The following is a 20,559-nucleotide window of genomic DNA, read 5'->3' on the forward strand; positions in this document are numbered from 1 at the left end:
CGAAAATAAATTCCTCTTTCATGAAAAATAAGATATGAAGATTGTGACTGTTCCAAATGTGAAAGGCAACATATAATAATGGAAAGACAAGCCTGCCTTTTAGATAGGAGAGATAGAGATGAACAAAGGGAAGATACTCGTGATCGAAGATGAAAAGAAAATTGCAAGGGTGCTGTCACTTGAACTTGAATATGAAGGATATGAGGTTACAGTCAAAGATACAGGCATGAACGGACTCCAGGCTCTTGAAGAAGATAGCTTCGATTTAGTGCTGCTTGACGTCATGCTGCCAGAATTAAGCGGCCTTGAGGTGCTTAGAAGGGTTCGAAAGACAAATACAGCCACGCCCATTATTTTGATTACAGCAAGAGGGAGTGTTCCTGATAAGGTAAGCGGCCTTGATCTTGGGGCAAATGATTATATTACAAAGCCTTTTGACATAGAGGAATTATTAGCGCGAATTCGTGCGCAGCTGAGATTCAATATAAATGCGCAAGAAGAAAAGGAGACAGAGCTGAGCATAGCAGATCTGACCGTCAATGAGAAAACAAGAGACATACAAAGGGGCGGGCAAATGCTTGAGCTCACACCGAGAGAATATGATCTGCTTGTCCACTTGCTAAAGCATCAGCAGCAAGTGCTCACAAGGGATCAGCTTTTAACAGCCGTTTGGGGCTTTGATTACTTCGGTGACACAAACGTGGTGGATGTCTATATTCGCTATTTAAGGAAAAAAGTCGACTACCCATTTGAAAAACAGCTGATTCACACAGTGAGAGGTGTGGGTTATGTGATGAAAGGATAAAGAATGAGATTAAAAAATAAAATCCAGCTTTATACGTCGTTGTCTTTGTTTTTAATGGTGCTGCTGATTCATACAGCCATTTATTTTATTTTTTCGATAACTTTGACGCAAAAAGATATGTCCCGGCTGTCTGAGGTGACTGAAAATATTGCCATTGCTTTGAAAAAATCAGAAGAAGAGGGTCTTCCATCTTCGGAGCTGCTGAAAGCCTATTTGCCCCAAAATGGGATGATTCGTGTTGTGACAGAAACGGGTAAATCAAAGCTGACTGTCACAAAGGAATCAACGTTTAGTTCACTGCCTTTTACATATGAATCTGGTCAGACAGCAGAAATTAAAGAATACAACAAGCATATGATTGCGTTCGCTGCGATTCCGGTTATTTGGACAAATGGCGAGATTGTATCGCTACAAGTATATGAAGAAATTGAAAATACGGAAGAGAATTTAGCGTTATTAAAAATGATTTTAATCGCTGCAGGCGTTTTATTTATTGTGCTTTCCTATTTTGCAGGCCACATTTTAACCAAACAAATCGTCCGCCCTATTAGTAGAATGACCAATACAATGAAGGCAAGTATGAAAGAGAAGGCGTTTAAGCGAATCAAACTAGCAGGCGATTCAAAGGATGAATTGTATCAAATGGGACAAACCTTTAATGAAATGTCAGAAATACTCGAGAAACATTATGAGAAAGAGCAGCAATTCTTGCATGATGCCTCTCATGAATTGAAGACACCGATTACCGTCATTTTGAGCTACAGTCATTTATTAAAGCGCTGGGGACAGACACGTCCAGAGGTTGTAGAAGAATCATCTCAAGCGATTCATGATGAAGCGAAAAAAATGAAAAGGCTGACAGATCAATTATTAACACTTGCGAAAAATGGTCAGCCGCTTTACTTGGACATGAAGCCAGTTGATCTTGGTCATTTATGCAAGCAGGTATGTCATACACTTGAAGTCGCAACCAATCGAACCATTGACTCTAACGTGCAAACAGATCAGCCGCTCGTCGCTGAGGGGGACGAAGAGAAAATCAAACAGCTTTTGACCATCTTGATTGATAATGCGGTTAAATATAGTGCAGAGCCAGTTGGTGTGACCTGCGGGAGAGCAGGAGTCAAGCCGTTTATTTCAGTCATTGATAAAGGAATTGGCATAAAAGAAGAGGATCTGCCGAAAATCTTTGACCGCTTTTTCCGTGTGGATGAAGCGAGAAACAGTGAGACGGGCGGAACCGGACTCGGCCTTTCAATTGCAAAGCAAATTGCTGAAGAGCACGGGGCCGAACTGAAGGTAGACAGTCGTATAGGCGAAGGGACAACCATGACCATTCTTTTTCAGAAATAAATAGGTCTTTTCTCATCAATTTCTCATTTCCTCCTTATAAAATAGGAAATAGGAAGGAGGCGCTGCATGTCTAGAAAAACGAAAATGGTGCTTGCGCTCGCAGGATGTCTCGTCATTCTTGCGGCCTTTGCAATGCTTATGATTCAAACCATTGATCAAAAATTATTAAGTGAAGCCGAAATCAAAAAAATCATCGCAAAAGACTACAATGGAACCATTACAAATATTGATTTAATCAATCATAAACAGGACTATACATTGACGCTGGAAAATTCAAATGGCATTTATCAAATCATTGCATCTTCCGCAAACGGTCAAATGAAAGAAATCAAACAGTTAAAAAGCTATCAAAAGCCAAATGAAAAAAATGCTGCACTGCAAGCAGAAGAAGCGGCCGTTAAAAAAGTGAACGGAACCGTGATCCAAAAGAAAGAGAAGTCAGATCGTTTTATCTTTACGATCCAATCAAAAAAAGAATTATATCAAGTGGATGTCGATAAACAAACCTTTAAGGTGATAGAAGCAAAAAAGAAAAAAACAACATCTAAAGAAAAGAAGGTGACGAAAATAACGGTGGAAGAAGCCATTCAAATCGCCGTAAAAGAAGTCGGAGGGACAGTGGATGATGCAGATCTTGAAACGTTTAGCGGCATGCTCGTGTTTGAGGTGGAGCTAGATTTGCCTGATGGTAGAGAGGCAGAGGTGCTTGTGAACGCGTATACAGGAGACATTGAAGGCATTACGTATGAAAACTAATCCTTTTCTCATGATATTCTCATGTTTCTTTCCTTCCTTTATCATCTTGTTTTATTAAGATAAAGGAGAAATCAAACAGAGGAGGAAATGAACATGATGAAAAAAGTACTAGTAGCTACAGCATTAACAGGAACTCTTGTCGCAGGTGGTTTCACACTTCAAGCGCAAAATACAAATCAAACAGCAAACGCAGAGCAAGTGGTGCAAAAGAAATCATCGTTTGTCTCAAAGAAACAAGCTGAAAAAGCAGCGCTAAAAGTGGTGAAAGGCTATGTGGATGATGTGGACCTTGAGCGTAAAAAAGGAAAATGGGTGTATGAGGTCGAGATTAAAAAAGGCGGCTTTGAATATAAAGTATATGTCGATGCAAAAACAGGAAAAGCGCTTAATGATCCAGTGAAAGAAAAGAAACAAAATGTGAAAATCACAAAAAAGCAGGCTGAAAAAATTGCCCTTGCAAAAGTAAAAGGCTCAGTCACAGATTCAGATTTAGATAAAGAAAATGGTGTGTACATTTATGAAATTGAAATCACTACACCAGGCGGCGAGGAAGTTGATTTTGAGATTTCCGCTAAAACAGGCAAAATCCTGAAGCAAGAATGGGATGATTAAGCAATGATCGAACCTTACACTTTCATGTGTAAGGTTTTTTCATTAGGACAAACTACGGGAAAGGAGGCGAGAGAATATGAAGAAGAAAGAAGAAGAGCAGACAATGGACCATGCGGAATATGTTCCGCACCCTGATGGAGAAGGATATGCTTTGTTTTTGCATGATTCCTTTCATCTCCTCTCCCAAGAGGATATGAATCAGCCGGAAGAGGAATAAAAGACATGAAAGGGCGATGGTCAACTTGTCTATCGCTCTTTTTTTTGAAAAGTAAGCGAATACATGAGTTGACTTGGCATCTTGCTTATTGACATCATTCCACTTTTTCTGTAATCTCATTGTGTTAACAATATGAGACTTCGTTAGGTGAGGCTCCTGTATGGAGATACGCTGCTGCCCAAAAATGTCCAAAGACGCCAATGGGTCAACAGAAATCATCGACATAAGGTGATTTTTAATGCAGCTGGATTTTATCCTATGCCATACAGTGCTAAAGCTCTACGATTGAAGGAGCAAGTGTTTATTTTGCTATGCTTACAAAGCGCCTTCATTCGGTTGAAGGTGCTTTTTTATAAGAAAAGGAGGTGTGGGGATGGATCATCCCGATTCGCGACACATAGAGAGTATGTCAAAAGATCAAATTGAGACATCAGATAGAGGAGATCCTGACCCCCGCACATTCTAAGGGATTCGGGTATCTCCTGACTTTGGGGAGGTAACAGCAATGATACAGAACATTACGTACGATGAACTCATTTTAAGAATCATTATTTTATTAAGAGATGGCAAACGCAAAGAATTTAAAAACATTATGGAAGAGCTTCAGCCGTATGATATGGCCTATTTATTTAAAGAGCTTCCAGAAAAACACCGCGGCCGCTTTCTCAGTTTTTTAACAGTCGATGATGTAACGGAAATGATGGGTGAGCTTGAGCGGGAATATCAAGAGATCGTTCTTGAAAAAGTAGGGAAAGACAAAGCTACCTTCGTTACAAACAAAATGGATAACGATGACTTAGCCAACTTGTTCGATGAAATGGATGATGACCTAAAAGATCAGCTTTTATCAAACATGGAAGCAGAGGAATCAAAGGCCGTCCAGCTTCTCATGAATTACCCTGCTGAGACAGCAGGCCGGATCATGACCAACCGTTATGTATGGATACCTCAGCATTATACGGTTCAGGATGCGGTTGTGAAGCTGAAAAGCTTTGCTGAAATTGCAGAATCGATCAACTACTTATATGTGATCAATGATCAAAAACAGCTTGTAGGTGTCCTCTCATACCGTGATCTTATTTTAGGTGAACCGGATGAAAAAGTGCAGGATCTCATGTTTACAAGAGTCATTGCCGTCGGAGCATTTCAAGACCAGGAAGAAATCGCAAAGCTGATTGAACGGTATGACTTTCTCGCCATTCCTGTTGTGGAAGAGAACAATGTCCTTGTCGGAATTGTCACAGTCGATGATATCATTGATGTCGTCATTCAAGAGGCAGGCGAAGACTATGAGAAGTTTGCTGCCTCTGGTAAAGATATTACGTTTGACACGCCGTCATTTGTTGCGGCATACCGCCGTCTTCCTTGGCTGATTTTACTATTATTTATTGGACTGATTTCAGGCAGTATATTAAATTATTTTGAAGATACCCTTCAGCAAGTTGTTGCTCTTGCTTTCTTCATGCCGATGATTGCAGGTATGACAGGGAATACTGGTACACAGTCTCTTGCAGTCGTCATTAGAGGGCTTTCAAAAGAAGAATTAACGAAAAAAACCATTATGCGCCTTATTTTTAGAGAGCTGAGAACAAGTATTTACATTGGCATTGTCTGTTCAATCATTATTACAGTTGTCGCGATGGTTTGGCAGGGCAATATGATTTTAGGATTTGTCGTTGGTTCCTCACTCCTTGCGACACTCATTATTGGAACAATGGCAGGTACTGTCGTGCCCATTATTTTACACAGATTAAACGTGGACCCGGCTATTGCATCTGGACCGCTGATTACAACATTGAATGATATTTTATCACTGCTTATCTATTTTGGGATTGCCACAGCGTTCCTTCATACACTGATGTAGCGAAAAGACTGTAAAACGTGTCGTTTTACAGTCTTTTTTGAATAAAGATTGCATATAGCGCTTTCATCCTTTACATTTTAAGGAGAAGGTGGGAGAGAAGCATGAAGAAGTTCTTATTCATTTTGATGTGTATTCTTTTGCTTAGTGCATGTCAAAGGGAAGACGAAGGGAAAGACAGGCGGCTTGTTGCTGCAGAGCACATGCTTGAAGCGATCGCTGAAGGGAATAAAAGAAAAATGGAGAACATCTATGTCGAAGGTGCGGTCCCAAGTCCGAATGATATTCTGACATTAAAAAAAGAATGGGGCATTGAGAAGCTTTCCTATCAAGACTTTCAGCTGGAAGAAGCAAGCATTCATGTCTTTCATGCGAATTATAAAGATGCTCAAACTGGAGAGAAAAAGGCACTTGCCCTTCGGGTAAAGGAAGATCCTGAAAGAGGTGTCCTCATTGACTTTGTAGGGGTTGTCGAAGGAGATGAAGCGTCGTCTAAATAAAAAGAATCGTTCAAAAGAGCGATTCTTTTTTGTTTATCGATTTTTGTACCGGAAGTGTGCGTTGATCTGGCCTTCCAGCATTTTTTTCTTAAATTGCCCGCTTTTTAACGCCTGTTCTTTTTTCTTCATATCTTTTAAAATTTCGGCTGTCTGCACACCATCTTCCCGTTTATTGGCGATGTCCATTAAACGTTCTACATCAGAAAAAGAATATTTCCGCGTGCCTCTTGTTGAGCGCTGGGGGTAGATGAGTTTACGTTCCTCATAATATCGGATTTGCCTGACAGAAAGCCCTGTTAATTCACTGACAATCCCGATTGAAATGACTTTTTTATCTTTATAAGATACATCTTCCTGCGTCATATACTCACCCCTGCAAGTCTTTTCTTTATATTATATAGAACGACAAGTAAAAAAACCTAACGTTTGTTAGAAAATATAACATAAAAACGAAAAAAATGAAAAAATCATGGGAGGAAACTTAACACTAAGCGTGCAAAGCATCTCACGAGCACATATAATAATGGTGAATTGAAATAGGAGGAGGAGCATATGATGGAGCAAACACAGATCATCCGTATGGCAAAAGAAATCATCGCTTTAGATGTGAAGAGGGACGAATTGCTTGAACAATTCATGCAGGCTGCGGGTCAGAATGCACATGCTCTTCTAAGAGCCGTACAAAATGATTTGTATAAAAGGTCTTCATAAGCACCCGATCCATATCAATTGATAGGAGGGGATATTCGGTGCGGCGTATATTAAAAGAAGCTTTAGCGAAAGAAAGACGTTATTATACGAAGCAGCTGTGTTCGTTAGGGGTTTACAGCCCTGACACGGCCAAAAACATGACAATTAGTGACTTAAAAAAAGAGTATCATTTCTTTTTCAACAAAACAGAGCGCAATCTGTGAAAATCCCTTTAAATGTGCGCAAGTCACATAAAGGGTTCTTTTTTTGCGTGTTCAATATTATTTCAATATTGAATTTTGTAGAATTTTGACGAATTAGTTGCAAGAAAACAAAGAGTCTTTACAGATTATGTTAAAATTTGTCGTAACTTGATGGTTTGCTAAAAAAGCTTTTTTTCGAGATGATTGTGAAAAATAAGAAGGATTTTAAAAGTTTATATCGAAATCTTATACATAACACGAATGGAGTCAATTATGTGGTTGAAAGTGTTTTCAAAACGTACTTCTATTTTTTACGAAAGGCTCCAACTGCACCGCAAGAAAGCCTTGAAGTTAAAAAAATATTATAAGAGGTAGATATGTGATGAGACTATCGTTTAATGAAGAAGAAGTAGAACGTTCAATGACGCTTTACAAGGTTTTTGCAAGAGCATTTAAAAGCGTTTCAGAACACAGTATTAGAGACAGCAAAGAGCATGGATTTAATCCAACTGAATTTGCCGTTCTTGAATTGCTGTACACAAGAGGTGCTCAAAAGCTTCAGCAAATCGGCTCAAGACTCCTGCTTGTCAGCGGGAATGTCACGTACGTAATTGACAAGTTAGAACGAAATGGTTTCATTGAAAGAGAACAGGACCCAAAGGACAAACGGTCGGTTTATGCCCATTTAACAGATAAAGGGCGCAGTTATCTTGATAAGATTTACCCGATCCATTCTCTTCGTATTGCGCGGGCGTTTTCTGGTCTGACGCGTGAAGAACAAGAGCAATTGATTAGTCTGCTGAAAAAAGCGGGCATTCACAGTCAGCATTTATTATTTAGATAAAACGAAAAGGTGCCATCGTTGGCACCTTTTTTTATGTGTCCAACTCATGTGCAGGATAGGCGATGAATTTCTCAATATCGCTTGCTGGAAGGGGTTTTGCATAATAAAAGCCTTGTAAGTCGTCACAGCCCTGCGCAGATAACAGCTGCGCCTGTGCGAAGGTTTCAACGCCTTCTGCAATGACTTCGAGAGATAATTGGTGGCCCATCGCTATAATGGCACCTGTGATCTGTTCAGACTTTGAATCACTTAGAATATCCTCAATGAAGGATTTGTCAATTTTTAGTCTATGAATTGGCAAATCCTTTAAATAGCTTAAGGAGCTGTGACCTGTACCGAAATCATCAATACTAATGCGAACCCCAAGCTGCTTCAGCGACGTAAGCACCTGTTTTGATTGCTTAATGTTGTCCATTGTCATACTTTCTGTGACTTCAAGTTCGAGCAGTGACGGCTTAAGGTCGTATTTTTTCAATGTCAGCTTGATCAAATCAATTAAGTCCTCAGCATTGAACTGTTTAGCAGATAAATTGACGGCCACAGGAATCTTGAAACCATTGTCATACCAAATTTTTGCCTGCTTACACGCGGTATCAATGACCCATCTGCCTATATCAATGATAAGGCCTGATTCCTCGGCTAGTTCAATAAAAGCCTCAGGTGACTTTAAGGAGCCGTCTGGTGCTTTCATTCTTAAAAGAGCTTCAACCCCTGTCATTTTTCTTGTTTTGGCACTGACTTGAGGCTGATAGTGAAGCACAAACTGCTCTCTTTGAATGGCATCTCTTAACTCCAGCTCTCGATTTAGCCTGTCTTCACTCGATTTTTCCATTGATTCGGTGAAGAACTCATAACGGCTTTGCTTATGTTTTTTGGATAAATACATCGCCATATCGGCTTTTCTCATCAGTTCCATCCCATCTTTGCCATTTTGCGGGGAGATGGCGATTCCAATACTGATCGATGTAATGAGCTGATGATTCTGGATGAAAAAAGGGCGTTCAAATTGACGGATGATATTTTTAGAAAGCTGTTCAATTTTATATGTATCATGCTCCAAGTGTGGGAAAATCATTAAAAATTCATCTCCGCCAAGTCTAGCAATAAAGCCATTGTCCGGTAAACATTGCGTCAGTCTGTTTGCAGCGGCTTTGAGCAGTAAGTCCCCTATGTTATGACCAAGTGCATCATTAATAATTTTAAAACGATTCAGGTCAAGAAAAAGAACAGCCGTTGATGTCCTTGTCTCTCCTTGAGTGGATAAAACATCATTTAAATGATTGATACCGTGACGCCGATTAGGAAGCTCAGTTAATGCATCATAATGTGCCATCACATGAATTTCTTTTTCTGCAATCCGCTGCTGCGTTAAATCCTTTAAAACAAGATAAATGCTGTCAAGTGTATTGTTGACATGAACAGGTATGTAAGTGACATGGTAATAATAAAAACGATCTGCTGCTTTCAGTTCTGCTTCACGTGTGATGGCCTTCTTTGATTGGTAAATAAATTCTTCCCACATCTCAGTCGGCATCACGTATCGGCTGACATCATCACCAATCCAGGAATTGCACACTTTTAAAATTTGCTTACCTGAGTCATTAGCAGAAAGTACCTTTCGATCGACAGATAACACGATAATGCCATCGATATTATGTTTGATGAGTGATTGGAATCGCTGCTCATTTTCCTTTAGCTTATCTGACTGCTTCATGATTCGGTGATCAATAAAAGCGCCGAAAATCATCAGCGTTTGGACAATAAGAGTCATCAAACCAATGAAAATGGATAGACTGAATGGCGACATTTCAAGAGAACCACCCGCAGCGACCTGTCCCTCTGAATGAAAAAACATGGTAGAAGCAGCCATTCCAGTATAGTGCATACCAGCAATAGCAAAACCCATCACGAGTGCGCCAGCTATTTTTAACAGATGATCTTCCTGTCTTTTCTCAGATCGATGGAGCCGAAAAAAGAGATTTAACGAAAAGTAAGAAGCTAACGCAGCAAGGAAAAACGAAAGGAAAAAGAGGACTGGATCATAGCTAATTGAAACATTGGCCATTGATTCCATTCCGAGATAATGCATGCTGCAAATAGCCGATCCCATAGTGATTGAACTAATCAGCAGTCGTCTTGTGGAAAGCTGCTGCTGAATGCATATCGAAAAAGCGATCAAAGAACCGATAAAGGATGCCAAAATCGATAAAATCAGTAAAGGGGTTTCGTATGTGATGCCAGAATGCATGTGAAATGCCGTCATACCGATAAAATGCATCGACCATATCCCCATCCCCATGATCATTGCACCAATGATCAGCCATCCCTTTTTCTTTGCGCCGCTTGACTGTATCACTCGGCTGGCTAAATGAAGAGCTGAGTAGGAGGCGACAGCGGCGACAGCGACTGACAGAAAGACAAGCCATCCGTTGTAGCTTCCTGTTAAATGTGTCATGTGAGAAAACCTCCTGTATCCAAAAACAGACATATATTTAATATATCGGATCGATTGTCCCTTGTGTTCACTTTTCATTCACTTAAAAAGGACAATCAGCATTTTTTTCGTTCATTTTTTATAGTAAAATCAAATTTTAATGTAAAAAAACGATGAAAAGTGAATCGTTTCTTCGGTTTTATTCGTTTAATAAGTGGCACGGTTCTAAAAGTGATAGGGCCTGTCAAACTGATTATGTGTGAAAGGGATTGATGAACATCGAAGATTTTATTATTTCTTTAGCTGATGCCTTTAAGAATTTGTCGTACTTTGGCATCTTCCTCGCATTATGCATTGAATTTGTTCCTGCTGAAGTGGTTTTGCCTCTCGCGGGTTACTGGGTCTCAGAAGGGGACATGGCCTTCATCGGTGTTGTGGCTGCAGGATCGATTGGCGGCGTGGCTGGCCCTTTGACCTTGTACTGGTTAGGACGTTACGGCGGCAGACCCTTTTTAAATAAATATGGGAAATACTTTTTTGTAAAACCTGAGTCGCTTGATAAATCGGATGCTTTCTTTGAAAAGCATGGCGGTTTTGTCGCGTTTAGCGGCCGGTTTATTCCAGGAGTGAGAACCCTTATTTCCATTCCATGCGGTATTGCCAAGATGAATGTGTGGGTATTTTGCCTGTATACGTTTTTGGCCATTACGCCGATTACGTTTGTGTATGTGTATCTAGGATTTATGCTTGGGGAGAACTGGAAAGAGGTTGGCGCCATTTTAGATCCATATCTTTTACCGATTGGGATCGGTGTTGTGTTATTGTTCGTTCTTTACGTATGGTTTAAGCGAAGAAAGAGAAAAACAGAAACGCCAACTGCTTAATCACGGTATTGGGATGCACGTAACCTGTTGACAATCCAGTATCTATTGATTAATATATAAGTAATCTAAATATTCTTAATCCCACCAAAGGGGAGTAGCGTCCGGTATTACCGGAAACAAAGTCGTCATTACATGGACTTACGTTCCATCGGCTTTGTTGGCATGATTCTACATATCACATGTCTAGCAAGACCTTTGCCATTTCAGGCAAAGGTCTTTTTTGCATTCATAAGCCTTTGTCTGTTGTGGGACAATAGATAAAAAAACAAGGAGGAATGATGATGGATGCAGCAATTATTTTAGAATACGGGTGGGTTCTTCTCGTATTGATTGGATTAGAAGGGATTTTAGCAGCTGATAATGCGCTAGTCATGGCCGTGATGGTCAAACACCTTCCTGAAAAGCAAAGAAAAAAGGCATTGTTTTACGGACTTGCGGGTGCGTTTGTCATGCGATTTGGTTCTTTATTTCTTATTTCGTTTTTAGTGGACGTGTGGCAAGTTCAAGCAATTGGCGCAATTTATCTTCTTTATATTTCCATTCACCATATTTTGAAATCTCATGTATTTAAGAAAAAGGAATCAGAAACAAACATGAAGCAAAGCGGCTTCTGGGCAACAGTTGTGAAAGTAGAGCTTGCCGATATTGCTTTTGCAGTAGACTCTATTTTAGCAGCCGTCGCTTTAGCGGTGACACTTCCAAACACAAATCTTCCGCAAATCGGTGGACTTGATGGCGGTCAATTTATCGTTATTCTTTTAGGCGGTATCATTGGTCTTATCATCATGCGATTTGCAGCGACTGTCTTTGTGAAGCTGTTGAAAACAAGACCAAGCCTAGAAACAGCAGCATTTGTCATTGTCGGATGGGTTGGCGTGAAGCTCACGCTTTATACACTTTCACATCCTGCCATTGGAGTCGTGTCCTCTCATTTCATTCATTCAACATTATGGAAAATCATTTTCTGGACGGTGCTTCTCGCGATTGCAGCATTTGGCTGGTTTTTATCAAGTCCATCCAGAAAGGGCGGGCAAGAAAGCAAGGAAAAACAAGAAGTGCGCCTAGAAGAGTAGGTTTTTTGAAAGAAATATCATTTCATTTTCATAACACGTATATTACAAAAAAGGGGGAGATACCCCCTTATTTCTTTGCTTTTAGACGAAACGTTGTAAAGTAGATAATGAAATACGTGTCATAATTGAGTAACAGGAAATGAATTCCTCATTTCTTCCTTTGCGCTTCCCTCATAAATTAGCTATCATAAATGAGTAATATAGGGAGAACTGAGGTGAAACCATTGCTTAGCCTTTCGTTTAAAAAAGGAAAGAAAAAGCAAACATTAGAGCAGTCGGCTATCAGTATCCAACAAGGTGATAGCAATCTGCAAAATGCATTAATAGAGCAATACAAACCATTTGTCGCTAAGACGGTTTCATCCGTTTGTAAACGATATATAGATGAAAAAGATGATGAATTCAGCATAGGCTTAATTGCCTTTAATGAAGCGATAGAAAAATACTCTGCTGAAAAAGGAAACTCACTCCTTGCTTTTGCGGAATTAATTATTAAAAGAAAAGTGATCGACTATATTCGAAAAGAAGCAAGAAATGCGCCAACGGTTCAAATGGACCTTCAAGAAAGTGAGAATGGCGAATACTCTCAAAGCATGATTGAAGCAGAGCTTTCTGCAAAAGAATATAGGCGTTTAATTGAACAAGAACACAGAAGAGAAGAGATTGAACATTTTAAAGAACGATTGAAAGGATACGGCCTCACGTTTCAAGAGTTGCTTGAGCATTCACCAAAGCATGCAGATGCCAGGCAAAATGCAATTAAAGTGGCCCATACACTTGTTGAACACGATGAGCTAAGAACCATTTTATTTCAGAAAAAACAATTGCCAGTCAAACAGCTGGAAAAGCTAGTGGAAGTTAGCCGCAAAACGATTGAGAGAAATAGAAAATATATCATTGCGATGGCGATCATTATGACGGGTGATTATGTGTATTTGAAAGATTACCTTAAAGGGGTGCTTAATTCATGAGAAGAGGCATTATAGTAGAGAAAAACAAAAAATATGTCACGCTGCTGACCCCTGATGGACAATTTCTGCGGACAAAGTACGAACAGCAAAACTATGAAATCGGGCAAGAAGTGACATTTCCGAATGAATCACGTCTCGAAAGAAAAAGAGCCGGTTTTTTTGACCTGCTCCGTTTACGTCCGTTAAATGCAGGAATTCTATCAATCGCAGCTATTATTGTCGTGATTTTCACTATGATGCCATCTTTCTCAAGTCAAAGAGCATATGCATATATGACGATTGACATTAACCCAAGCTTTGAGCTAAAGCTGGATCACAATTATCAAGTGATCGGTGTCACACCGCTGAATAAAGATGCGAAACAAGTACTCGCCAGTATGAAAGATTTGGAAAAAACCGACGTGACCAAAGTGGTGCAGGAAATCATAGACGATTGTGATAAAAAGGGATACGTGAACCATTCTAAAAGCATTTATATTTCAACTGTTTATGAAAACAAGCAGGATCATACATATAAAACAAACGTAAAAAGCAAAATTAACACCATCTCTGGTGAATATCAAAAGCGCGATTACAAGCTTGAAACTGTGGAGGGTGACCTGGAAACAAGAGAGAAAGCACAAAAGGCAGGCATCTCAACAGGAACATATATTAGAAATCAAGAAATGCAAGACAAAGAACAAGAAGACATCAAAAAGAATGAAGACGCAGATGGTGATGCTGTCAAAGAAGAAGAGCCAAAGAAAGATGATGAAGATCAAGCAGACAAAGACGAACAAGAAGAAGTAAAGACAGACGATAGTGAAGAGGTGCAGCCTGATCAAGAGGCTCCTGAAGGCGAAGACAAAGAGCAGCAGGAAGTAGAGAGGGAAGAGCAAGGTTCTGTTCAAACGCCTCACCAAACAAAACCTGATGATGAAAACAAAGACAAACAGATCAAAGAGGAAAAGGATCGCTCTTTCGATAAAGAGCAAAAAAAAAATCACTCAACTGACCCTGATGGTCATGCTGAAAAGCACGCAAAAAAAAACGACAGGGATCAGAAACGACCGCCCGGTGAACGAAAAAGAGAACATGCAAAGCAAAAAGGAAAAGATGTGCCGCCTTCTTATCGCGAGAAAAGGCATGAGCACACATATGAACAATAAAAAACGCCAGAATTACTCCGGCGTATTTCACCATGTCATTATTTAGATTGATTGCCCATTTGTGATTGAGCCTGTTGAACGAGTCTTTTTGTGATTTCGCCGCCAACAGAGCCGTTTGAACGTGCGACTGTATCTGAACCGAGAGTCACGCCAAATTCTTGAGCGATCTCGTATTTAAATTGATCTAATGCTTGTTCTACTCCAGGAACAAGAAGTTGATTTCGGTTTGCCATGATCATATTCCTCCTTTCACCTCATGTTTGTTGCGCCTTCTTATTTTGAAAAAAACTGCCTGCAATTATGCTGGCAATTGCTGCACAAAAAAACCGAGGTGATAAAGGTCACCTCGGCTCTGATTTAAGCTTTTTCAGCTGCAGCGTATTAAACATCATTTCTTGTGCGGTGCTTTGCAAGTGAGAAGTGAAAACAGAGAAGACTGTAGAACTGATAATGCCTTTAATCAAGTGCCATTGCGGCTTCGACAATTCTGTAAACCCTTCACGGAGCTTGTCTGTCTGCTCCTCTGTCATTTCTCGTAAATTCGTTTCCTTTAATGGAAAATGTGTATGATGATAAATAAAATCAAGGACATGCGCATATGCTTCATAAAAGCGGATGGGGCTAATAATATCATCCGTTCGATCTGTGATTGTGTTTAATAAGGCAGATAAGATCATGCGAATGGAATCAAAATCAAATACTGATTTTAAATCCCTGACAATTAATAAAATAACGACCTGATCAATGGAGTACTTTTTGCCAAGCTCTGGATGGCCGATCATATCCTTAATATCACGTTTGATCCAGTTTTGAATCGCAGTCGATTTAAGTGAAGTCAGCTCACACAAGTTACCAAGCTCAACAATTTCATTCGTTGAAAGTCCGTGCTCCGATTTTTGCTTCCGCCGTTCGAGCTTCTCAAAAAACGAAGGGATTTTTATTTCAACATATTTATGTTCCTTATCGCTTTTTACAGATGAATTCAAAAGCTGAAGCGGAGTCAGATCTCCCTCTCCTTTTAGAGAATACAGAAGTCTTGTCATGTCAATTCTCGTTAATTTAAAAGTCACCATGTTCCACCTCATTTTGTACGTCAAAAACGTGATTATTGATCTAATTCAACATCATAATCTCTTTTTGATGAAAATGCAAAATAAACTAAAACTGGAACGGAGCGTCACAATTTGTTCACTATTCATCGGTTACAAGTAGCGTGATCATTGAAATGGCGGGGCTTAAGCCGTTATGATAAACATAGAAAACGATTCCTTTTCCTTGCAATTTGAGACGTTTATTTTTATAATTTTATTAATAAGTTCATTTGAACTTAATATGACAGCGGAGGTTATGTATGGGTAAAAGAATTTTTCTGTTTATATTAACGAACATTCTTGTTATCACTACGATTGGTATTGTACTGTCGGTTATTAGTGCAGCAACTGGTGTTGGTTCTTATATAGGAGCAGACGGAAGACTTAATATCATGTATCTTCTTGTATTCAGTGCAGTTGTTGGTTTTGTTGGCTCGTTTATGTCATTAGCAATGTCTCGCTGGATGGCAAAAATGATGATGGGTGTGCGCGTGTTAAACCCTGAAAAGGATACGTTAACATATGATGAGCAGCAGCTTGTTGATCGCGTTCACAGATTATCTAGAGCAGCAGGCCTTTCTAAAATGCCTGAGGTTGGTATTTATCAATCATCTGAAGTAAATGCTTTTGCGACAGGTCCTTCTAAGAGAAGATCACTTGTTGCTGTATCGACTGGATTGCTGCATGAAATGGATGATGCAGCGGTTGAAGGTGTTATTGCTCACGAAGTCGCTCACGTTGCGAACGGTGACATGGTGACAATGACGCTGCTACAAGGGATCGTCAACACGTTCGTTGTTTTCCTTTCAAGAATTGCGGCATGGATCGCAAGTCGTTTCGTTCCACGTGAAGAGCTTGTGCCGATTGTCCACTTTATTGCTGTAATTGTCTTCCAAATTATTTTCTCTATCCTAGGAAGCCTTGTCGTGTTTGCCTATTCTAGACATCGTGAATTCCATGCAGACCGCGGCGGTGCTGACCTTGCAGGAAAAGACAAAATGATTCATGCACTTCGTTCTCTTGAGGCGTATACGTCAAGAATCAAAGATGATGATCAAACAGCAGTCGCGACACTAAAAATCAGTGGTAAAAGAAAAGCTTCTCTTTTCTCGACACACCCTGATTTAAACGAAAGAATCAGAAGGTTAGAAGCAAAATAAGAAAGACCAAAAAGACATTCTGTGATAGGATGTCTTTTTCTTTTTGATGAAAAAGAAAATAAAGCATAAAATATCTTTAAAATCATGTCTCTTTTCATTACAATGATAAGTATTGAAAAATGAAAGTTAAAAGAAGGAATAACAATGAACCCAATAAAAAAGCTAATTGACCGGCTATCGGCTTTTCAGCTGATTGCCCTTTATTATTTTCTCGCTGTCACAGTCTCATTTGTTCTTTTAAGTTTGCCAGTTGCTCATCAAGAGGGAGTAAAGTGGACATTTATTGATGCCCTATTTACAGCTGTGAGTGCTGTAAGTGTCACAGGTCTGACCGTTGTTGATATTTCACAAACATTTAGCGTCACAGGTATGTGGATTCTTGCGTTTGTTCTGCAAATCGGTGGAATCGGAATTATGACCCTCGGCACCTTCGTATGGATCGTTATGAGAAAAAGGATTGGCATTAAAGAAAGAAAACTCATTATGGCAGACCAAAACCAAAGCAATTTATCAGGAATTGTGAAACTAATGAAGCAGGTCTTATATTTAATTTTGCTGATTGAGTTTGTCGGCGGTTTGATTTTAAGTATGTATTTTCTCAAATATTACGACGTGCAAGGGGCTTTTTTACATGGCTTTTTCTCAAGTATTAGTGCGACAACCAATGGAGGATTTGATATTACAGGGAATTCGTTGATCCCTTACAAAGGTGACTATTTTGTACAATTTATTACGATTCTGCTTATCATTTTTGGAGCCATTGGCTTTCCGGTGCTGGTTGAAGTAAAGGACTATTTATTTAATCAAGACCGGAAGCATGCATCGTTTTCTCTGTTTACAAAAATCACAACGATCACGTTTGGCAGCCTAGTCGTTGTTGGCGCAATCGGGATATATGCACTTGAAGCAGGTTTTACCTTTCTAGGGAAGAGCTGGCACGAAATTTTGTTTTATTCTTTGTTCCAATCAACGGCTACAAGAAGTGGTGGGCTTTCGACATTAGACATTACTCAATTAACAGAGCCGACGCTGTTATTTTTATGTTTGCTCATGTTTATCGGGGCTTCTCCAAGCTCGGTGGGAGGCGGAATTCGGACAACTACGTTTGCCCTTAATTTACTCGCCCTGTTTCATTTTGCACGGGGAAATAAGTCCATCAAAATTTTCAAAAGAGAGCTTCACCAAGCGGATGTTAATAAATCCCTCATGGTGACGATGATGGCCTTTATCTTGGTATTTGGTGCTACATTCCTGTTAACCTTATCAGAACATAATACACTTCTTGAAAATTTATTTGAAGTTTGTTCTGCTTTCGGAACAACCGGTTTGTCACTAGGGATTACCTCTGACCTCACTGTATTTGGTAAGTGTATTATCATGATGGTTATGTTTATCGGCCGGATTGGGATTCCAAGCTTCTTATATTTAATTGGCCGGAGAGAAAGTGAAGCGAATTATCATTACCCGAAAGAGCGCGTTATTATTGGCTAAACAGCATTCCCTGTGAATGCTGTTTTTTGATTTCCATTATATAACTGGCTAATTCACGCGAGATGTTCGCAATCTATAGGTAAGAGGTGAACGAGACGTGCTGGATGTAATATGGAAAGCAATTGTCATGCTGCTAGTTGGTACCTTGCTGCTGAGAATAGCAGGGCCTAAATCCATTAGTCAATTAACTGTACAACAAACGGTCATCATGATTTCAATCGGATCGATTATTATCCAACCCTTTATTGAGCATAATTTACTTGAAACGATTTATGCCGCCGCTACATTTATTATTGCACTCGTCATCATGGAAAAATTGTCTATCCAATCTGATTTTTTTGAAAAATTGGTGTCAGGGAAATCTGTGGTCATTTTGCAGGATGGAGAAATGCTTGATCACAAGCTGAAGAAAACGAGGCTCACAAGGGATGAATTCAAAATGCGCTTAAAGCAGCAAGGCATCACGGACATCAGCAGTCTCAAAAAAGCTACGTTAGAAGCTAATGGGCAAATTGGCTATGAATTAAAACCTGAGGAAAAACCAGTAACGGTTAAGCAAATGAAAGAGCTGTTTGAACAATTAAGAGAAGAACTAAACATACCAAAAAAGGAATGATTTCAAATGAAAAGAAAAGCAGCGAAAAATGAAGCACTCACAAACAATATGACGCCAACTGAAAGCATGGTACATGACCAAGGTCAAACACAATATGACGAACAATCAAAAGATCGTCAGGCAAACCGAAATTCTCACCAAGGTAAACAAGGGGGAGCATCTCGTGACTAAAAAACATGTGAAGAGCAAGGATATCAAAGACCATAAAAAACCGATGAACCCAGACATCTTAGAAGAGGAATTTGGCAGTGAGCTTGGAGATGTGAACAGCAGCAAATGGATTGATACCCTCATGAAGCCAAAAAAGGATGCTGAATGTAAGAACCAGAAATAGAACAAACGATCCTCGTGGGATCGTTTCAGCGTGTAGACAAACCCTCGCATTCTTTGTCAGGTCTGCGCTCCGGTGCTCACGAATGTCAAATTCGCTCCGCTCCGGTGCTCGTCCTTCCTAGACTTCAAAGGTTTTCTATCACGCTGAAAAGAAGACAAAGGGCTAAAATAAACATCATTTTAGCCCTTTGTCAACAATCTGAAACGATCCTCGTGGGATCGTTTTTTATTTGATATAGCTGCTTTGTCTGCCAGTGATCGTTCGCATGAGATTGGTCATTTTGAGCTCAATCACTGGCTGTGCAACGGTTTTGACAAATGTACTAGATAGGGTAAAGGTTAAGAGGATGGTTAGCAGCAATAAAATCAGTACACTTGATGTATTTAGTGCCCAATCATCAAACCACGTTGTTCTGAGCAGCTTGATGACAAAGCCATGCAATAAATAGACATATAACGTTCTCGTGCCCCATTTTGTAAAGAAGAAACGGCGTGTTGGGACTAATGCAAAGAAGCTAAACGTAGCGCCAAAGGCAAGCAAATACCATGCCATTCGTTTCATAGCCGCAATCAGTCCTTCATCTCCAAGAGAAGAGTATGATTGTGACCCAAATAAGAAGGAATAATCGAATTCATAGAAATAGCAAAACATGAACACGCCCATCAATACAAGAAATGCTGTTATTTTCCCTTTGCTTGTTCGGATGAATTCAAAGTGCTGCTTCTTTAAATAAAAGCCAGCCAAAAACATGGGCAAAAAGACAAACGTACGCGATAAGCTGAGCGTATTGCTAATGCTGTCCACGTAACCGACAAGTAATGCAATCGATAAACTGACGATCATCGCCCAGTGGAACGGCAGTTTGGAAAAAGGAATGAGCAGCAAATTCCAAAAGAATAAACTAATTAAAAACCATAAAGACCATTGCGGATCAATTGGATTTAAATTGGACATACTTTGATCCTGCAAGAGATAATAGTACACAGAATAGATTACCTGGAAAATTAAATATGGAATGATCAGCTTAACGGCGACTTTTTTCATAAAACCAGGCTTTCTAAACCCTTTTGCAAAAAAGCCAGAAACCAAGATAAAGGCCGGCATATGAAATGTATAAATAAACTTGTATAAGTAGAGCAGCCAATCATTATCATGGATGAATGATCGTAACAAATGACCAAAAACAACTAGAAAAATCAGAAGAAATTTCGCATTATCAAAATAATGATCTCGTGAAGATGCCATAACATCACCTTTCCTGCTTCATTTCAAACATAAACGTTCTATGTCCACTGTTCCCTCATTTGCCCCATTTTAAAGTACATTTTGGCTCATTTCGCTATTTGATTTGAAATTGTAGAATGGTTGTAAAAGAAGCGTAAGAAAAGAGATTCATTATACAATCGTGTCATCCGCATGAAATAAATTAAACAGTCTTCGTGTGAAAAGTTATCTTTTTTTATGAGTCCAATGAAGGAACAATGAAAAAATTGTAGAAATATTGTAGAGGAACGAG

General features: G+C 39.6%; 24 protein-coding genes and 2 riboswitches. Of the genes, 19 read left to right on the forward strand and 5 right to left on the reverse strand.

Going from position 1 to position 20,559, the window contains the following annotated elements:
• The first annotated feature begins 118 nt into the window (after window positions 1-118).
• The 7 genes from NPA43_RS06220 (at window position 119) to NPA43_RS06250 (ending at window position 6,104) form a co-directional block, all read left to right on the forward strand.
• Entirely contained in the window at window positions 119-805 is a 687-nt protein-coding gene (locus NPA43_RS06220) for a response regulator transcription factor (protein ID WP_099727467.1), read from the forward strand.
• A gap of 3 nt (window positions 806-808) precedes the next feature.
• Window positions 809-2,158: a sensor histidine kinase gene (locus NPA43_RS06225; protein WP_256499496.1), complete on the forward strand. Its 1,350-nt coding sequence runs from the start codon at window positions 809-811 to the stop codon at window positions 2,156-2,158.
• A 66-nt stretch (window positions 2,159-2,224) separates the two neighbouring features.
• Window positions 2,225-2,914, forward strand: coding sequence for a PepSY domain-containing protein (locus NPA43_RS06230; RefSeq protein WP_256499497.1), 690 nt, complete (start codon window positions 2,225-2,227; stop codon window positions 2,912-2,914).
• Between the two features lie 93 nt (window positions 2,915-3,007).
• Window positions 3,008-3,526 carry a PepSY domain-containing protein gene (locus NPA43_RS06235; RefSeq protein WP_230031139.1) on the forward strand — a complete coding sequence of 173 codons (519 nt, stop codon included), beginning with the start codon at window positions 3,008-3,010 and terminating at the stop codon, window positions 3,524-3,526.
• 76 nt (window positions 3,527-3,602) lie between these two features.
• A complete protein-coding gene (locus tag NPA43_RS06240) occupies window positions 3,603-3,743 on the forward strand; it encodes a hypothetical protein (RefSeq protein ID WP_003212346.1) in 141 nt (46 codons plus the stop codon).
• A gap of 132 nt (window positions 3,744-3,875) precedes the next feature.
• Window positions 3,876-4,040: riboswitch (M-box (ykoK) riboswitch) on the forward strand.
• A 208-nt stretch (window positions 4,041-4,248) separates the two neighbouring features.
• Complete coding sequence (gene mgtE, locus NPA43_RS06245; protein WP_249705228.1) at window positions 4,249-5,607, forward strand: magnesium transporter; 1,359 nt, start codon at window positions 4,249-4,251, stop codon at window positions 5,605-5,607.
• Window positions 5,608-5,708: 101 nt separating this feature from the next.
• Entirely contained in the window at window positions 5,709-6,104 is a 396-nt protein-coding gene (locus tag NPA43_RS06250; protein WP_099727462.1) for a metal ABC transporter substrate-binding protein, read from the forward strand.
• Window positions 6,105-6,137: 33 nt separating this feature from the next.
• Here the strand turns inward: NPA43_RS06250 and NPA43_RS06255 are convergent, their stop codons facing one another.
• On the reverse strand, window positions 6,138-6,467 hold the full coding sequence (locus NPA43_RS06255; RefSeq protein WP_008361347.1) for a MerR family transcriptional regulator: 330 nt from the start codon (window positions 6,465-6,467) through the stop codon (window positions 6,138-6,140).
• A 192-nt stretch (window positions 6,468-6,659) separates the two neighbouring features.
• Between NPA43_RS06255 and NPA43_RS06260 the strand changes: the two genes are divergently transcribed.
• From NPA43_RS06260 to NPA43_RS06270, 3 genes are all read left to right on the forward strand, one after another.
• Entirely contained in the window at window positions 6,660-6,815 is a 156-nt protein-coding gene (locus tag NPA43_RS06260; RefSeq protein ID WP_099727520.1) for a hypothetical protein, read from the forward strand.
• Between the two features lie 38 nt (window positions 6,816-6,853).
• Window positions 6,854-7,018: a stress protein gene (locus NPA43_RS06265; protein WP_099727461.1), complete on the forward strand. Its 165-nt coding sequence runs from the start codon at window positions 6,854-6,856 to the stop codon at window positions 7,016-7,018.
• A 358-nt stretch (window positions 7,019-7,376) separates the two neighbouring features.
• The gene (locus NPA43_RS06270; protein WP_095408317.1) at window positions 7,377-7,841 is read left to right on the forward strand and encodes a MarR family winged helix-turn-helix transcriptional regulator; all 465 of its coding nucleotides are present in this window, start codon (window positions 7,377-7,379) and stop codon (window positions 7,839-7,841) included.
• Between the two features lie 31 nt (window positions 7,842-7,872).
• Here NPA43_RS06270 and NPA43_RS06275 read toward each other — a convergent pair whose 3' ends face one another.
• A complete protein-coding gene (locus tag NPA43_RS06275) occupies window positions 7,873-10,296 on the reverse strand; it encodes an EAL domain-containing protein (RefSeq protein WP_256499498.1) in 2,424 nt (807 codons plus the stop codon).
• Window positions 10,297-10,547: 251 nt separating this feature from the next.
• Between NPA43_RS06275 and NPA43_RS06280 the strand changes: the two genes are divergently transcribed.
• From NPA43_RS06280 to NPA43_RS06295, 4 genes are all read left to right on the forward strand, one after another.
• Window positions 10,548-11,159, forward strand: coding sequence for a DedA family protein (locus NPA43_RS06280; protein ID WP_370461126.1), 612 nt, complete (start codon window positions 10,548-10,550; stop codon window positions 11,157-11,159).
• Window positions 11,160-11,236: 77 nt separating this feature from the next.
• Window positions 11,237-11,407, forward strand: a riboswitch (yybP-ykoY riboswitch).
• A gap of 33 nt (window positions 11,408-11,440) precedes the next feature.
• Window positions 11,441-12,232 carry a TerC family protein gene (locus NPA43_RS06285; protein ID WP_099727458.1) on the forward strand — a complete coding sequence of 264 codons (792 nt, stop codon included), beginning with the start codon at window positions 11,441-11,443 and terminating at the stop codon, window positions 12,230-12,232.
• Between the two features lie 215 nt (window positions 12,233-12,447).
• The gene (gene sigI, locus NPA43_RS06290) at window positions 12,448-13,203 is read left to right on the forward strand and encodes an RNA polymerase sigma factor SigI (protein WP_256499499.1); all 756 of its coding nucleotides are present in this window, start codon (window positions 12,448-12,450) and stop codon (window positions 13,201-13,203) included.
• A complete protein-coding gene (locus NPA43_RS06295; protein WP_256499500.1) occupies window positions 13,200-14,351 on the forward strand; it encodes an anti-sigma factor domain-containing protein in 1,152 nt (383 codons plus the stop codon). The genes sigI and NPA43_RS06295 overlap by 4 nt, the downstream gene beginning before the upstream one ends.
• A 38-nt stretch (window positions 14,352-14,389) precedes the next feature.
• Here NPA43_RS06295 and NPA43_RS06300 read toward each other — a convergent pair whose 3' ends face one another.
• Entirely contained in the window at window positions 14,390-14,584 is a 195-nt protein-coding gene (locus tag NPA43_RS06300) for an alpha/beta-type small acid-soluble spore protein (RefSeq protein WP_099727455.1), read from the reverse strand.
• A 108-nt stretch (window positions 14,585-14,692) separates the two neighbouring features.
• Window positions 14,693-15,424, reverse strand: coding sequence for a DUF1836 domain-containing protein (locus NPA43_RS06305; RefSeq protein ID WP_099727454.1), 732 nt, complete (start codon window positions 15,422-15,424; stop codon window positions 14,693-14,695).
• 278 nt (window positions 15,425-15,702) lie between these two features.
• On the opposite strand from NPA43_RS06305, the gene htpX reads away from it, so the two are divergent.
• From htpX to NPA43_RS06330, 5 genes are all read left to right on the forward strand, one after another.
• On the forward strand, window positions 15,703-16,602 hold the full coding sequence (gene htpX, locus NPA43_RS06310) for a protease HtpX (protein WP_099727453.1): 900 nt from the start codon (window positions 15,703-15,705) through the stop codon (window positions 16,600-16,602).
• A 144-nt stretch (window positions 16,603-16,746) separates the two neighbouring features.
• On the forward strand, window positions 16,747-18,093 hold the full coding sequence (locus NPA43_RS06315) for a TrkH family potassium uptake protein (RefSeq protein ID WP_099727452.1): 1,347 nt from the start codon (window positions 16,747-16,749) through the stop codon (window positions 18,091-18,093).
• A 97-nt stretch (window positions 18,094-18,190) separates the two neighbouring features.
• Complete coding sequence (locus NPA43_RS06320) at window positions 18,191-18,709, forward strand: DUF421 domain-containing protein (protein ID WP_099727451.1); 519 nt, start codon at window positions 18,191-18,193, stop codon at window positions 18,707-18,709.
• 6 nt (window positions 18,710-18,715) lie between these two features.
• Window positions 18,716-18,880 (forward strand): hypothetical protein, encoded by a 165-nt coding sequence (locus NPA43_RS06325; protein ID WP_099727450.1) that lies wholly within the window; start codon window positions 18,716-18,718, stop codon window positions 18,878-18,880.
• Window positions 18,873-19,043 carry a hypothetical protein gene (locus NPA43_RS06330; RefSeq protein ID WP_180275515.1) on the forward strand — a complete coding sequence of 57 codons (171 nt, stop codon included), beginning with the start codon at window positions 18,873-18,875 and terminating at the stop codon, window positions 19,041-19,043. The genes NPA43_RS06325 and NPA43_RS06330 overlap by 8 nt, the downstream gene beginning before the upstream one ends.
• Before the next feature lie 225 nt (window positions 19,044-19,268).
• Here NPA43_RS06330 and NPA43_RS06335 read toward each other — a convergent pair whose 3' ends face one another.
• Window positions 19,269-20,288, reverse strand: coding sequence for an acyltransferase family protein (locus NPA43_RS06335; RefSeq protein ID WP_099727449.1), 1,020 nt, complete (start codon window positions 20,286-20,288; stop codon window positions 19,269-19,271).
• Window positions 20,289-20,559: the final 271 nt, after the last annotated feature.

It is taken from the genome of Bacillus pumilus (assembly GCF_024498355.1).
In the GTDB taxonomy this organism is placed as follows: Bacteria; Bacillota; Bacilli; order Bacillales; family Bacillaceae; genus Bacillus; species Bacillus pumilus_P.